This window comes from Pseudobythopirellula maris, assembly GCF_007859945.1.
Lineage (GTDB): Bacteria > Planctomycetota > Planctomycetia > Pirellulales > Lacipirellulaceae > Pseudobythopirellula > Pseudobythopirellula maris.
In genome coordinates this window covers 62,161-77,333 of the sequence record NZ_SJPQ01000004.1, presented here as the reverse complement: position 1 = coordinate 77,333, position 15,173 = coordinate 62,161, and the positions used below count along the sequence as shown (strand labels likewise).

Genomic DNA, 15,173 nt, shown 5'->3' with positions numbered 1-15,173 from the left:
GATTGACACGCGGCTCGCGGCGTCGGTACAAGCCCTCTCGGCAGATACCGCCCCCTCTGATCCCGTGAGCCGTGCGCATGGACGCGCCCGACGAAAATCCCGACGCCGCGCCCGAGAAGCTCGGCCTCTTCGCTCGTTTCCGCGAGTGGACGCAGCAGAGTCTGCTGCGCAAGCTTTTGGTTGGCGCCGGCTTCCTGGCCATGATCGGCTTCACGATCGGCGCGTGGATGCTGCTGGTCGAGCTCGCCGTTCAACCGGCCCCTTCGACGGTCGACCTGGCTCTCGCCGCCCTGGACGACGGCGACAACGAACTCGCCGAAGTGATCGTCAAGCGGATCACGGCAACCACCGAACTCACCCCCGACGAGTTTGGCGGCCCGCTCTACGTGATGGGCGTGCTCAAGTACCGCGAGGCGGACCGCCGCGGCTCGCCCGACCGGCGACGCAACGATTTCTTTATCGCCTCTCGCTACCTGAGCGAGGCGCGCGAAGTGGGGTTCCCCGAGACGCGTGAGGCCGAGGGCCTCTTCCTACTCGGCGCCAGCATGATCGAGAGCTGGCAGCTGAAGCGAGGCATCGAGGTGCTGCTCGAGGCGCTCGAGATCAACCCGCGCGGCGCCTCGCAACTGCGCATCATGCTGGCCGAGGCCTATTGCCACCTGCCCACGCCCGACTACGCGGCCGCCATCGTACACCTCGACCGCGAGCTCCAAGACACCGCCATGACGGCCGAGAGCCGGGCGAAGGCGCTATTGCTGCACGCCGAATCGCTCGCCCACGTGGGCCGGTTCGACGAGGCGGTCGCGTCGATCGAGGCCGACGGAGCGGCGCAGGCGCCGGCCAAGCAACGGCTGGTCGAGGCCAAGATCCGGCTCGCCCAGGCCGCCAACGCAGCCGTCCCGGGCGGTCCGTCCCCCCTCACCCAATTGCTCGACGAGGCCGATTCGAAACTCAACGAGGCGATCGACCTCGACAGGTTTTCTGGCGAGATCACTCGGCAGGCCGAGTACCTCAAAGGCCAGGTCTTTCAACTGCGAGGCGAGCAGCAGCTCGCGCTCGAAGCGTACGCTTCGTTCCGCCGCAACCGCGGCGCCTCGGCCGAGGCCTCGGCCGCGGCCATCGCCGAAGGTGACCTGCTGCGGAGCATGGGCGAACACGAGGACGCCTTCGCCGCTTACCGCCGGGTGCTGACAAACATTGTCGAGCCCAAGCAATACCGGAGCGGGGTGCTGCCGCTCAGCGAGCTGCGTACCCGCATCCTAGCGGCCCACGCCGCCTACGTGAGCGAGAACGATTTCGAGCACGCTCTCGGCGTGGCGGATCACATGTCGCCGCTGTTCACGACCATCCGGCAACTCGAGATGCGAGCCCAAACGCTCGAGGCATGGGGCCGACACCTGGTGGCCGAGGGGAGCATCGTGGGGGCGACGGACAAGCTCATGCGGTTCGATGGCCGCCGCAAACTACGCCAAGCGGGCGTGATCTATGAGGAGCTGTCGAAGCGACGGTTCTCCACGACACACTACCCCCAAGACTTGTGGAACGCCGCCGAAGCGTATTACGGCGGGCAAGGGTTCTCGCAGGCGATCCGCGTTATCAAGGAGTACCTCAAGGACGAGCCCCAACGGCTCAACGCGCTCGCGCTGCTGCGGCTGGGCCAGTCGCAGCTGTCGCGGGGCTCGACACGCCGGGCGATTCAGACCTTCGAGGAGTGCCTGGAGTTCCACGCCAGCGACGCGACCTCGTACCAGGCCCGCCTGGAGTGCGCCCGCGCATTCCTCGAACTGGGCGAGACCGATCAGGGCGAAGCGTTGCTCAACGAGAACCTGCTCGGCACGTCGATGACCCCCTCCAGCCCCGAATGGCGCGACTCGCAGTTCGAGCTCGGTCGGCTGCTCGTGCACGAAGAGCGGCACGACGAGGCGATCAACACGCTCAGCGAGTGGGTCACCCGCTACCCGGATGATCTCCGCCGCCGTTTGGCGCGTTACCTCATGGCCGAGTCGTACCGCCACGCCGCGGCCGAGCCCCTGCGTCGCTCGGTCGAGGCGGGCGCCGTCAACGAGCAGGAACGTGAACGGGTCAAGGCTTCGGCGTTGCTCGAGAGATCACTTGTCGAGTACGAGATCGTTCAGCGCGAGATCACGCTCGACAAGGACGCCAACGACCACGACCGGGCGATGCTGAGGAACTGCTACATGCTGCGGGGGTCCGTGCTGTTCGACCTGCAACGCTATCACGAGGCGATCGAGGCCTACTCGGCCCTCTCGACCCTCTACCAGAACGACCCGTTTATCCTCGAAACGCTGCTGCAAATCTCCAACTGCTGGCGCCGGCTCAAGGAATTGACGAACGCCCGCGGCGCCATCGAACAGGCCAAAGGCATCCTAGAGCGATTGCCCCCCGAAACGGATTTTGCTACGAGCACTAATCTGACACGCAACGACTGGCGGCAGTTGCTCGAACGGATGAGCGTTTACTAGCGAGCGCCGCCTCCGAAACCACTCGCTCCCACACCACCAAGCAGCCCCCACAGCAGACCACCGCCCGGATGCAACCCTTCGCCCCCACCGACCGGTCGACCGAGCGCCTCGCGGCGCACGTGCGCGACAAGCGCGCGCTGCTCGAGCAACTGCTCGAGGTGGGCCGTCGGCAGGCGGAGCTGGTCGCTTCGGGCGACGTGGCGACGCTGCTGAAGCTCGTCGGCGCCAAGCAGCGGCTGATCGAGGCCTTGCGGCGAACCGAGGAGGGACTCGCCCTCTACCGCAACGACGACCCCGAGCAACGCGTCTGGGCGTCGCCCGAGGCCCGCGCCCAGTGCGCGGCCGAATCGGCCCTGGCCACGCGTTTGCTGGGGCAAGTGGTCGCGCTCGAGCGCGAGCACGAACAGGCGATGGTCGCCCGCCGCGACGCGGTCGGCGCCCAGCTGCAACAGGCCACGACGGGTAGCCGAGCGACCGAGGCGTACCGCCCCCACATCCGACCCTCGGCCGGCAAGCCGATAGCAAGCCCCACGCCGCGGGCGTTCGTCGACAACGCAGCGCCCCCCGTGGGCGGGCTCGATCTTTCGACCGGCAGCTGAGCCGCGTCGAATCCACCACCAAATAAACACGAATACGATGTCCCTCCCCCAGCAAGCCCCACCTCCCGACGATCGGCCCTCGCCGCCCGCAGCCGATGAGCCGGCGTTGTCGCTCTACGTGGGCGAAGAGCCGGAGGAGGACGCTGCGGAGGAGTCGGCCTCGCTCGACAACGCCGACATGTCGACGCTGCTCGAGGCGTGGGGCGCCGCCACGGCCCGGCTCGAGCAAACACACGACCTCTTGCGCAGCGAGGTCGCGCGGCTGAGCAACGAGCTCGAAGCGAAGAACCGCGAGTTGCGTCGCAAGAACCGTCTGGCCGACCTCGGGCAGATGGCCTCGCACGTCGCCCACGAAGTGCGCAACAACCTGGTACCAGTTTCCCTTTACATGAGCCTGATGCGTCGCCGCCTTGAGGGCGACCGCGGCAGTCTCGAGGTCCTCTCCAAGATCGAGGCAGGGTTCACCGCCCTGGACGCCACCGTGAACGATCTCCTGAGCTTCACCGCCCACCGACAACCGCAGTGGGGAGGGTTCCTGGTCTGCACGCTCGTCGAAGAGGTGTGCGCGTCGCTGGCGCCGCAGTTCGAAGCGCAGGGCGTCGAGGTGGACGTCGACGTGCCGCCCAACACCACGCTGATGGCCGATCGCGAGCAGATCCGGCGGGCGTTGCTGAACTTAGTGCTCAACGCTCTCGACGTGATGCCGACCGGCGGCGAGCTGGTGGTCACCTCTTTCGACGGCCCGCGCGGCTTCGAGCTCGAGGTGGCCGACAGCGGTCCCGGGATCACCGACGAGCAGAAAAAACGGCTGTTCGAGCCGTTCTTCACGACCAAGGAGACCGGCACGGGGCTCGGCCTGTCGGTGGTGATGCACGTCGCCGAGGCGCACGGCGGCACGGTCACCGCCACGAACTGCCCGCAGGGCGGCGCCGCCTTCACGGTCCGCATCCCCCCCCGCCGCGCGATGGGAGCCGCCGCTTGACCCTCAATCTCCACCACCCCCTGAACGATCACCCCACGCCCCACGGCTCGGTCCTGGTGGTCGACGATCACGCGTCGGCCCGCAACTCGGTCGCCGATGTGCTGCGCTGCGTCGGCTACCACGCCGACGCCTGCGCCAGCGGCGCCGAGGCGCTGCGCGCCTTGGCCGTCGGGTCCTACCAGGTGGTTGTGACCGACCTGCAGATGCCGGGCATGAGCGGGCTGGAGCTGATCCGTGAGATCGAGCGTCTCCGTCTGGGCGTGCAGGTGCTGATGGTCACGGCCCACGCCAGTGTGACGACCGCGGTCGAGGCGATGCGGCACGGCGCGTTCGACTACCTCGAGAAGCCGTTCGACGCCACGCAACTCGAAGACGCCGTCGGCCGGGCGATGGACCGCGCGTCGATCAGCGGCGCCGGCGAGAACGCGTCGCTATCACCGATGATGATTGGCGAGAGCCGCGTCATGCGATCGCTCCGCGAGCGGCTGCGTCGGATCGCGGCAAGCGACGAAACGGTGCTCATCTGTGGCGAGAGCGGCGTCGGCAAGGAGCTCATCGCCCAATCGATCCACGCCGCCAGCCGCCGCGCGACCGGCCCGATGGTGAGCCTCAACTGCCCGGTGCTGTCGCGTGAGCTGACCGAGAGCGAGCTGTTCGGCCACCGCCGCGGCGCCTTCACCGGCGCCGACGCCGACCGCGTTGGCCGCTTCGAGTCGGCCGAAGGGGGCTCGCTGCTGCTGGACGAGATCACCGAGATCGACATGGGCCTGCAGGCCAAGCTGCTGCGGGTGCTGCAGGAGCGCACGTTCGAACGCGTCGGTTCGAGCGAATCGCAACGCGTCGACGTCCGCGTGATGGCGACCACCAACCGCGACCTGACCGAAGAGATCGCCGCGGGCCGGTTTCGTGAAGACCTTTATTACCGATTGGCTGTCGTGCCGCTCGTCGCCCCGCCGCTCCGTGAGCGTGAAGGGGATGTCTCGCTGCTAGCGGACCACTTCTTGTCGCAGGCGGCCGAGCGGCTCGGCCGGCCGGCGATCGGCTTGGCCGACGACGCCCGCACGATGCTCGAGCAGTACCAATGGCCCGGCAACGTGCGTGAGCTGCACAACCTCGTGACCCGCGCTTGCGTGCTGGCCGAGGGAGACGAGATCACCGCCGCGCTGGTGCGTCCTTGGCTGCACGCCGGCTCGCTGCCGCAAGAACAAGCCGACGCGGGAGACGCCCTGCCCGTGGGCATGAGCCTCGCCGAGATCGAGCGCCGCATGATCCTCGCCACCCTAGAGAAGTTCGACGGCCACCGGGCCAAAGCGGCCGAGGCGCTCGGAATCGGCGTGCGGACCCTCAGCGGCAAACTGCGAACCTACGGCGTGGCGCCGCGTGAGAAAGACTTCTCGCGGGCCGCCTGATTTTTTTACGACGACTGACTAACCACAGATTCCACAGATATCAGATAGCCACGAAAAGGCGCAAAACAGTGGGGCCAAGCCTAATCGGGGCAGCTGCTTCAGCTCACGAGCGGCCGCAGTTCCCCATTCGATTGTGCTCTATGGCTCCTTTTCGTGGCCATTCCCTGTGGCCCTATCCGTGCTCTCCGTGTAATCCGTGGTTCTGACTTTGACTTAGCAACGATCGGCAAGAGTCGCCGGAGCGTTCGGCAGAATCCGCCGCCGCACGCGGGGCGCGTTGAGCAAGCGAGACAAGTAAGGCGGGGATGACAAACGACAAAAGAGGGGGCGTCGCGGTGCTTTGCACACGCGACGCCGTGCCGTGCGCGGTTTGGCGCGCGGCTTGCAATTACCAAGCCACCGACAATCGGGCGTCCGCCGCGTGATAGCGGTGGCGCCCTTAGAGCAACGGGAGAGCGGCGTGATCAATCAGATGTTCGACCGCTCGGCGATCCCCGTACTCGAACAGGTGGTGAACTTCTCGCAGGCGCGCCACGGCGTGCTCGCGGGCAATATTGCGAACCTTGACACCCCCGGATATAAGACCCGCGACCTTTCGCCGGAGAAGTTCCAAGAGAGTCTGCGTCAGGCGGTCGACGGACGCCACGCCCGCTCGTCGGCCAGCCGCTCCGCGATGTTGCAAGGCGCCGAGCTGACGGTGGCCGGGCCGCCGCGGGCGGACCTCGACGATTTCTCCGGCGTGCGTGAGTCCATCCGAAGCATCGAGTACCACGACCGCAGCGACATCAGCCTCGAGCAACAGATCGCTGAGATCACCAAGAACCAATCGCAACACAACCTCGCCATCAACTTGATGTCCGCCCAGTTCCGCTTGCTACGCGCCGCGATCAGCGAATCGCCCAATGTTTGACCTTAACGGTTGTATCGACAAGTTAACGCGTCCCCCCCAGTGAGTTTGCCATGTTCAGCGCGATCGACATCAGCACGAGCGGCCTGGTGGCTCAGCGCGCGCGTTTGAACGCCATCTCGTCGAACATCGCCAACATGTCGACCACCCGCAACGAGTACGGCGAGATCGACCCGTACCGCCCCAAGCACGTGACGTTCGAGACCGACACGTCGCTGGCTTCGCCCGGCGGCGGGGCGGGCGTTCGGGTGGCGAGCGTCGAGATGTCCAACGAAGCGCCCAACATGCGTTACCAGCCCGGCCACCCCGACGCGAACGCCGACGGCTACGTCGCTTACCCGAACGTCGACATGACCATGGAGTTCGTCGATGCGCTCGAGGCCACGCGGGCCTACGAGGCGAACATCGGCGTCATGGAGATCACGAAAGACCTCGGCGCCCAGACCTTACGAATCATCGCTTGAGCGAAGGGATTAGGAGTTAGGAACTAGGGGCTAGTGGCTAGGCATTGAAGAGATGCTGGCTCCGCCGGCCCCACGTCTTAGTCCCTCGCTCTTAGCCCCTGAATCCAATCCCCTCCCCCTGCCCTCCCCCGCAAGCAGGCTGAGACCAGACCATGAACCCGATCGGATCGATCTCGACCCCCGGCGCCCAATTCGACGCCGCCTCGCGTCTCGGCGCGCTATCGAACAACCAGGCCCAGTCCCAAGAAGACGCCGGCGGGTTCAAGAACCTGCTCATCGACTCGATCCAGAACGTCAACACGATGCAGGTCGACGCCGACAAGGCGGTCGAGGCGATGTTCACCGGAGAAGACGTGAACCCGGCCGAGGTGCTCACCGCCGTGCAGAAGGCCGACCTGGCCTTCCGGCTCACGATGCAGATGCGCAACAAGGTGATGGACGTCTACCGCGAGATCCAAGAGGTGCGGATCTAACGCGGGGCGTTGAGCCGAGAGACCATTAGCCGCCTCGCCACGCGAGGCGGGCTGAACCACACGACACCCCCGAAGGCCAAGGATGGACTTCGCTAACCAGTTTATCGAGCAGCTCCGCGAGCTGTTCGCCTCGATGACCACGGGCGCCCGGCTCACCGCCGGGCTGCTCCTCGCCGTCGTTGTGGTGAGCCTGGCGTTCCTGTTCCAGCAATCGACCTCGGGGCCAGACGAGTACCTGTTCGGCGGCGAGGCGCTCGCCGCGAGCCAGCTCAACGACATGTCGGCCGCCATGTCGCAGGCCGGCCTCTCGAACTTCGAGATCGACGGCAACCGCATCCGCGTGCAACGCGGGCAGAAGGCGGCTTACCTGGCGGCGATCGCCGACGCCGGCGCCATGCCGACCGACGTGCACCGCCTGATGTCCGACGCCCTGGACGGCGGCAGCGTGCTCGACTCGTCCGAGGTCAAGAAGCAACGCATCCAGGCCGCCCGCGAGCGGCAGCTCTCGGAGATCATCACCCTGATGCCATGGGTCGACCAGGCCCACGTGCTCTACGACCAGTCGAGCGAGCGGGGCCTGCGCGGCGTGCGCAAGGCGTCGGCCACGGTCACCGTGGTGCCCAACTTCGGCGAGGACATGACCCCCCGGCGTGCGAGGAACTTGCAGAAGCTCGTGGCCGGCTGGAACGTCGACATGACTCCCGACCAAGTGACGGTGAGCAACCTCGGCGACGACACCGACTACGCCGGCGGCTCCATCGCGCCCGAGGACTTCGAGCACCCGCTCTACGCGACCAAGATCAAGGTTGAGAGCCACATGCGCAACCAGATCATGGACCAACTGTACTACATCCCTGGCGTGCGGGTGAACGTGAAGGCCGTGCTGGACGACACCAAGTCGAGCCGCGTCACGCAGGTCAAACCTGACCAACAGCCGGCCACGCTCCGCGAGACCAACACCCAAGAGACCAGCGAGCAATCAACCAACACCGACGGCGGCCGCCCCGGCGTCTTCGCGCAAGGCCCCAACCGCGGCGGCGACGAGGTCGCCTCGCGTGTGAACCAGTCGAAGACCTCCAACACGGTCGACGCGATCGAGAACGTCGTGGGCGCTTCGGAAGAGGTGACCGAGCGCTACGACCTCGCGTTGCAAGAGACCTGGGCCAGCATCGCCGTGCCGACCGACTACGTGGTCGACATCTACATGGACCGCAAGCTCAAGACCGAGGGTCAGAAGCCCGAGCAGGTCGACCCCAACGAGCTGCAGATTGTCGAGCAGGAGATCAAGCAAGAGGTCGAAGACACGGTCCAGCCGCTCTTGGCCAAGCTCTCGCTGGGCGAAGACAAGTACAAGCAACTGAGCGTGGTGTTCTACGACCGCCTGGAGCGCGAGCCGCCGCCCAAGCCTTCGGCCGTGTCGAACGCGCTGGCGTGGGCGGGCGGCAACTGGTCGTCGGTCGCCATGGGAATCGTCGCCCTGGTGGGGCTGATGATGATGCGCTCGGTCATCAACGGCGGCCCGGGCGATAGCAATGGCCCGCTGGCCAGCATGCCCGAGCTGCAACTCGAAACGCCCGGCGGCGCCGGCGACGAAGAGGAGGAAGACGACCAGGGGCGCCCCAAGCTCAAGCTCCGCAAGCCGGAGACCCTCAAAGACGACTTGGCCGACATGGTCCGCAGCGACCCCGACGCCGCCGCCGCCATCCTCCGCAACTGGATCGGCAACGCTAGCTGACGCTCTCTCCCGCCTTGGGAAGCCGTCCCCCTGCCACCTGTGACCGAAGAACCGAAGTGCACGACTCGCTCAACCAAAACTCGATCCGCAAGGCGGCCGTGTTGCTGCGGAGCCTCGACGACGCGTCGGCCGAGGCGATGTTCGCACGGCTCTCCCCCGCCGAGGCGCGAGCGATCCGCAGCGCCGTGCGCGAGCTGGGTGAGGTCGACCCGCACGAACAGCTCGCCGTGGCCGAAGCCTTGCGCGGCCGCCCGGAACCCGCTGCTCCCGCCGGCGCCGTCGAGTTGATGATTGGCGATGCGCCCGCCGTTCCCACGGTCGCCGCTCCCCCGGCGATCGAGGGGCACTTCGGCGATTTGTCCGACGCCGACCCGAAGGAACTGGCCGACTACCTCGCGGGCGAGAGCCCGCGGACGGTGGCTCTTGTGCTCTCGTACTTGCCCCCGGCGATCGCGGCGGGGGTGCTCAGCGAGCTGGGCGCCGATAAAGAATCGGCCACCCTCGGCGCCTTGGCCCACTTGGGCGAGGCCAGCGACGACAGCCTGCGTGTGATCGCCAGCGGCCTGAGCGAGTGGATCGCCGTGCGACGCCTCGAGCGGAACCGCCGAGCGAACCGCATGACGACGATCCGCTCGATCGTCACCGCGGCCCCCGCCGATCGACGCGAGACGATCCTCCGCAGCCTGCTCACGCACGATCCGAGTCTGGCGGAGCACCTGCTCACCGCCGGCGGCGCCCCGTCTGCAATGCCCCTCCCCTTAGCCCCTCAGCCGGCTGTTTCTCCGTCAACCGACTTCCGATCGGCAGACCATCCAGCGACCGGCGACCATCCTACCGAAGCAGCGGCGCCCCCCGCCATGGCGGCAGTGGAAGAGCCTACGCCCACGCCGCCCGTCGAACACATTGCGCCGCGGATGACCTTCGACGAGGTGGAGCAACTCGACGCCGGCCGGTTGGCGACCGTCATGGCCAAGTCCGACCCAAACGTCCTGCTGCTCGCACTGGCCGGCGCCAGCGAGCGGATGCTCCAGACACTCGAGGCCCAACTGCCGCGACGCGTCGCGCGCCAGCTCCGCAAGCGGATCCACAACCTCGGCCCCACGCGGCTGAGCGACATCGAGGCGGCCCAACGGGCAGTGGCCGCCACCGCGGCGCGGCTGTTCGTTCCGGTCGCTCGGGCGGCCTGACAGTTTGTCGATCTCAGCCCCCCCTACCCTCACCGACTAAAACAGACTCGCCTTGGCCACCATCATCAAACGCGACAGCGTCCACGAGCAGTCCACCGGCGAGACGGTGCGGCCCGTGGCCTACGACCTGCGCAGCGTCGAGCGCTACGGCGAGGAGTACGTCGAGTCGATCCGCCGCGAGGCGGCGCGCATCGTGCAACAGGCCAATTCCGAGGCGGGCGCCATTCGCACTAAGGCCGAGAAAGAAGGCCGAGAGGCGGCCAAGGCGGCGCTGAGCAAGATGCTCGACGACAAGCTCGCCAGCCAAATGCTCACGCTCAAGCCCGCCCTGGAGCAAGCCGTCGAAGAGCTCACCCGAGCGCGTGGCGAGTGGCTCACGCGTTGGGAGGGCGAGGCGATCGAGCTGGCGATCAAGATCGCCGAACGCCTGGTGCGTCGCGAACTCGGGAAGCGACCGGAGATCACGGTCGGCTGGGTCCGTGAAGCGCTGGAGCTCGCCTCGGGCTCGTCGAGCGTGACGGTGCGGCTCAACCCCGAGGACCACGAGCACCTCCGCGACGAGGTGGAGAACGTGGCGCGATCGATCTCGACCGTCGCCCCCGCCGAGTTGGTGGCCGACCCGGCCATCACGCCCGGCGGCTGCCGCGTCGACACACGACACGGTTCGATCGACGCGCAGCTCGAGTCGCAGCTCGCCCGTTTGCTCGAAGAAATGACCTGAACGTTAGCAAGAAAGGGACCGCCGTCGCCGGCGCCCCATGGACGCATTCGATACCCTCCAATCCGCTCAGCCGCTGAGGCTCGTCGGCAGCGTGGTCGAGACCACCGGCGCCACGATCGCCGTGGCCGACCTGCCTGCGCCGGTCGGGTCGCTGGTGCGCGTCGATCGGAGCGAGGGGGGACCGATCGGGGCCGAGGTGATCGGCTTTCGCGACGACAAGACCTTGATCAGCCCGCTGAGCGACGTGGCCGGCGTGCGGCGCGGCTGCCGCGTCACCCTCACCCGCACGCGTCGCACGCTGCGTGTCGGCGAGGGTCTTTTGGGCCGGGTGCTGAACGCCCACGGCGACACGATCGACGGCCTGCCCGCTCCCGTTTTGCAGGCCCGCACGCCGCTGCACCGCCAGGCGCCCTCGCCGGTGGATCGGCCCCGGATCACCCAATCGCTTTCGACCGGCGTGCGGGCGATCGACTCGATGCTCGCATGCGGCGAAGGGCAGCGGCTCGGCGTGTTCGCCGGCTCGGGAGTCGGCAAGAGCACGCTGCTCGGCATGATGGCCCGCCGCAGTGCTGCCGACGTGATCGTCATCGGCTTGGTCGGCGAGCGCGGCCGCGAAGTCAACGAATTCGTCGAACGCGACCTGGGCCCCGAGGGGCTCGCGCGGAGCGTCGTGGTGGTCGCCACGAGCGACGAACCGGCGCTCGTGCGGCTGCAAGCCGCCTCGACAGCCACGGCGGTCGCCGAGCACTTTCGCGACCGGGGCAAGAGCGTGCTTCTGTTGCTCGACTCGATCACACGGACCGCGCTGGCGAGCCGCGAGGTCGGCCTGGCGGCGGGCGAGCCCCCCACAACGCGCGGCTACCCGCCGTCGACTTTCGCCCTGCTGCCCCGCCTGGTCGAACGGACCGGCCGCACCAAGCAGGGGATCATCACCGCGTTCTACTCCGTGCTGGTCGAGGGTGACGATCCTAACGAACCGATCGCCGACACGATGCGGGGCTTGCTCGACGGACACGTTTGGTTGTCGCGCAAGATCGCGTCGCGCGGCGTGTTCCCGGCGATCGACATCTCGGAAAGCCTCAGCCGGCTGATGCCGCAACTCGTTAGCAAGCAGCACCTCCAGGCGGCTCAGACCGTGCGGAGATTGATCGCCGCTTACGAGGAGAACGAAGACCTGATCACGATCGGCGCCTACCGTCGCGGGACCAACCCGGCGGTCGACGCGGCGATCGAGTTGCGTGACCAGATCGAGGCCTTCCTGGCCCAAGACGCCACGTCGAAGACCACGCCCAAGACCACCCAAGCGGGGCTGCTCGCCTTGGCCCAAAAGGCCGCCGCAATCCTCAACCGCCCCACCGGCGCGGCGGCAAACGCCGCCGCTGCCGCGCCGTCCGCCTCCGCGCCCGGAGCGGCGAAACCGAAACCCGCTCCCGCCCCGCGAGCGGCTCAACCCCAACCCAATAAATGACGCCGTACCGCTTCCGATTGCAGACCGTCGAGCGCCTCCGCGCCGCCCACCGAGACGAGCAACGTCTCCGGCTGGCCGACGCGCAGCACGCCGCCGATCTGCTCGAGGCTCAGAGCGAGCGGCTCGAGGCCGAGATCGCCGATCTGCGGGCCGGGCACACCCGCACGCTCGGCGAGAAGAGTCTCGACATCGGCGCCGTCCGCGAGGCTCAGCGTTACGAGCTCACGCTGCGGTCCCAGCAACGCTCCCTCGCCGAGCAGGCCGAAACGATCCGCCAAGAGACCGAGCAGCGTCGGCTCGCCCTGGTGGCCGCCGAGCGCGACGTGCGTGTGTTGGAGCAACTCGACGAGCGGCTCCGCGAACGCCACCGCGTGGCGGAGCAACAGGAAGAAACCAAGGTCATGGACGAAACAGCCGCCAACCTGAACCTCGCCGCGCGACGCGCCGCAGACCGGGCTTAAGCCCGCCCCGATTGAGAGGCCACGATGAAAATCCTCGCCACGATGCTCGGCTACGTCGCCTTCGCCACGGTGCTCACCGGCGCCGCGTGCCTGGGCTACTTGTGGCAGACCGACCGCCTGAACGACGAGAAGGTCTTCCGCATCGTGGCGATGCTGCACGACGTCGATCTTGAGAAGGTTAACTACGAGGAGATGAGCTCCGACATCGACACCCCGGAGGAAGAGCTCTCGCTCGACCAGATCGAGTACCACCGGGCGATCGCGGCGCGCAACTTCGAAGTGAAGCAAGAGGCCCTCGACCGCGGCCGGCACGAGTTCGACCACCTGCTGTCGCAGCTCACGGCCGCGCGGGAGCGGTTCGACAACATGGCCCGCGAGCTCGAGGAGAAGATCAAGCAGGAGAGCGCCGAGGCGTCCGACGAGAGCGTGGCCAACGTGGTGCGCTACTACGAGAGCATCAAGGCCGACACGGCCAAGGACCTGCTCCTGAGAATGTACGACGAAGAGATGGGCCGCGAGAAGGTGATCCGCCTGATGAACAAGATGCAGGCCAACAAGCTGAAGAAGATCTTGCTGCAGTTCAGAACCCCCGACGAGCTCGACAAGCTGCACGAGATCAACGAGTTGCTGCTGCAGGGCGGGCCGCAAAAGGACGTGTACGACCAAGCCCTCGAGCAGCTCAAACGCAAAGACTCTTAACCCACCACGCCATCGGTCCGAACCGATCGAACGTCGTCCCACGCGAGCCAACCATGACCGAAACCCGACTCACCGGCCCCTCGCCGCTGCTGCTGGCGCCGAAGCCTTCGGCGTCCGCGCCGCACGACGGCGGCGACCGTGACGGCTTCCGTCGAGAGCTCGATTCGGCTGCCCGCTCGGAGGAAGCCCGCAACGAACGCCCCACGCCAACTCGCAAGACGGCCGTCGAGAACGACGCGCCCAAGGCCGAAGAAGAGTCCCAAGTCGATTCGAGCGGCGTCAGCAACGAGGGCGCCGACGCCGACGCCTCGGGCGAACACGCCGCGACCGACGCCGTGCAAGAAAACAACTCCGCCTCATCGACGGGCGACGAAACAGCAATCGACGAGGAATCCTCCGAGGACGCCACCGGAGCCGAGTTGTTGCTGAGCGGCGAGGCGACCGAAGAGGAAATTGCCGCCGCCGAAGATGCCGCCAACTTGCTCAAGAAAAACGCATTGGCCGAGGAAGATACGCTCTCGTCGTTGAGCGAGGGGCTCGAAGGCGACGCGTCCCCAGACGATTCCACCCAGAACTCGGGCGACGACACGAGCCTCGAGGCTCAGGAGCGGCGAGCCGCCGACCAAACGGCCTTGGCCCAGGCCGGAAAAGCCCAAGCGAATGACGCGGCGACCGTCGCCGCACAAGCCTCGGCTCCTACGCCCGCCCGGTCAGAGCTCACACAAGATGCGAGCACAGGGCAGTCCAAGTCCGATCCACTGGCCGCCACGAACGCCACGGCCCCACCGCCAGCCGAAACCGACGCCGATCGAGGCGGCGAAGGTGAGGGCGACCGCCGCGGCGCTGCGCTAGCCCAGTCCGCCACGGAGACCGACAGCACCGCCTTGGCGATCGAGCCGGTCGCCTTTGAAGAGGCGCTTGCCGACGCCGAAGCCGCCGCCAGCGACAAGGCGCCGTCAACGAGCGGACCGCGTGAATCGGCGGCGCCGGCGCCCGGCGCGGCGGCCGCCCCCGCTCCGGTCAGCGGCGCCGCTGACGCACCCGCGCCGGCTCCAGCCGCCGCCGAGAATGGCGGACCCACGGTCGACTCGGCCCGTTTCGTCACACGCGTCACACGGGCGTTCGAGGCGGCGCAGCAGCGCGGCGGCGGGCCGATCGAGATCCGCCTCAGCCCGCCCGAGCTCGGCGCCCTGCAGATCAAGCTCGAGGTGCGTGAGGGGATCCTCACCGCGTCGCTCGAGACCGAAACCCAAGCGGCCCGCAATGCGCTGCTCGACAACCTGCCCGCGCTGCGCGAACGTCTCGCCGAGCAGCAGATCCGCATCGAGAAGTTCGATGTCGATGTCCGCGAAGACGACTCGGCGAACAACGGCGCTTCGCGCGATGGCGGCCGCCAATCGTCCGACGGCTTCTCCTCGCAAGACCGTGGGAACGACGGCCGCGGCGGCGGGCGCCGCGCATCGGCGATCGCGAGAGCCGCCGAACCCGCTGCAATCACCGACACGCCCCGCCTGGCGCCCACGCTCGGCATGACGGGCGACGAACGCATCAACCTCGTCGCCTGACCCTCTTTATCCCGAATACC

Annotated in this window: 14 protein-coding genes; all 14 read left to right on the top strand. The window is 67.5% G+C overall.

From position 1 onward, the window contains the following. Positions 1-77 precede the first annotated feature (77 nt). Positions 78-2,483: a tetratricopeptide repeat protein gene (locus Mal64_RS16585; RefSeq protein WP_146402356.1), complete on the top strand. Its 2,406-nt coding sequence runs from the start codon at positions 78-80 to the stop codon at positions 2,481-2,483. 68 nt (positions 2,484-2,551) lie between these two features. Beyond that, positions 2,552-3,082: a flagellar export chaperone FlgN gene (locus Mal64_RS16580; protein ID WP_146402352.1), complete on the top strand. Its 531-nt coding sequence runs from the start codon at positions 2,552-2,554 to the stop codon at positions 3,080-3,082. Between the two features lie 37 nt (positions 3,083-3,119). Next, positions 3,120-4,064 (top strand): sensor histidine kinase, encoded by a 945-nt coding sequence (locus Mal64_RS16575; protein WP_146402350.1) that lies wholly within the window; start codon positions 3,120-3,122, stop codon positions 4,062-4,064. Then, entirely contained in the window at positions 4,061-5,473 is a 1,413-nt protein-coding gene (locus Mal64_RS16570) for a sigma-54-dependent transcriptional regulator (RefSeq protein WP_231993815.1), read from the top strand. Before Mal64_RS16575 ends, Mal64_RS16570 begins: the two co-directional genes overlap by 4 nt. A gap of 382 nt (positions 5,474-5,855) precedes the next feature. Beyond that, the gene (locus Mal64_RS16565; RefSeq protein ID WP_231993813.1) at positions 5,856-6,383 is read left to right on the top strand and encodes a flagellar basal body rod protein FlgB; all 528 of its coding nucleotides are present in this window, start codon (positions 5,856-5,858) and stop codon (positions 6,381-6,383) included. Between the two features lie 50 nt (positions 6,384-6,433). Continuing rightward, entirely contained in the window at positions 6,434-6,844 is a 411-nt protein-coding gene (gene flgC / locus Mal64_RS16560) for a flagellar basal body rod protein FlgC (protein WP_146402348.1), read from the top strand. Between the two features lie 152 nt (positions 6,845-6,996). Beyond that, on the top strand, positions 6,997-7,317 hold the full coding sequence (gene fliE / locus Mal64_RS16555) for a flagellar hook-basal body complex protein FliE (RefSeq protein ID WP_146402345.1): 321 nt from the start codon (positions 6,997-6,999) through the stop codon (positions 7,315-7,317). An 82-nt stretch (positions 7,318-7,399) separates the two neighbouring features. Continuing rightward, complete coding sequence (locus Mal64_RS16550) at positions 7,400-9,052, top strand: hypothetical protein (RefSeq protein ID WP_146402343.1); 1,653 nt, start codon at positions 7,400-7,402, stop codon at positions 9,050-9,052. Between the two features lie 56 nt (positions 9,053-9,108). Next, on the top strand, positions 9,109-10,239 hold the full coding sequence (locus Mal64_RS16545; protein WP_146402340.1) for a FliG C-terminal domain-containing protein: 1,131 nt from the start codon (positions 9,109-9,111) through the stop codon (positions 10,237-10,239). A gap of 52 nt (positions 10,240-10,291) precedes the next feature. After that, positions 10,292-10,960, top strand: coding sequence for a FliH/SctL family protein (locus Mal64_RS16540; protein WP_146402338.1), 669 nt, complete (start codon positions 10,292-10,294; stop codon positions 10,958-10,960). Positions 10,961-10,997: 37 nt separating this feature from the next. Further along, complete coding sequence (locus Mal64_RS16535) at positions 10,998-12,428, top strand: FliI/YscN family ATPase (protein ID WP_146402335.1); 1,431 nt, start codon at positions 10,998-11,000, stop codon at positions 12,426-12,428. Next, the gene (locus tag Mal64_RS16530) at positions 12,425-12,889 is read left to right on the top strand and encodes a flagellar export protein FliJ (protein ID WP_146402333.1); all 465 of its coding nucleotides are present in this window, start codon (positions 12,425-12,427) and stop codon (positions 12,887-12,889) included. The genes Mal64_RS16535 and Mal64_RS16530 overlap by 4 nt, the downstream gene beginning before the upstream one ends. A gap of 24 nt (positions 12,890-12,913) precedes the next feature. Further along, positions 12,914-13,588, top strand: coding sequence for a hypothetical protein (locus Mal64_RS16525; protein ID WP_146402330.1), 675 nt, complete (start codon positions 12,914-12,916; stop codon positions 13,586-13,588). A gap of 53 nt (positions 13,589-13,641) precedes the next feature. Continuing rightward, entirely contained in the window at positions 13,642-15,153 is a 1,512-nt protein-coding gene (locus tag Mal64_RS16520) for a flagellar hook-length control protein FliK (protein WP_146402328.1), read from the top strand. Positions 15,154-15,173 lie beyond the last annotated feature (20 nt).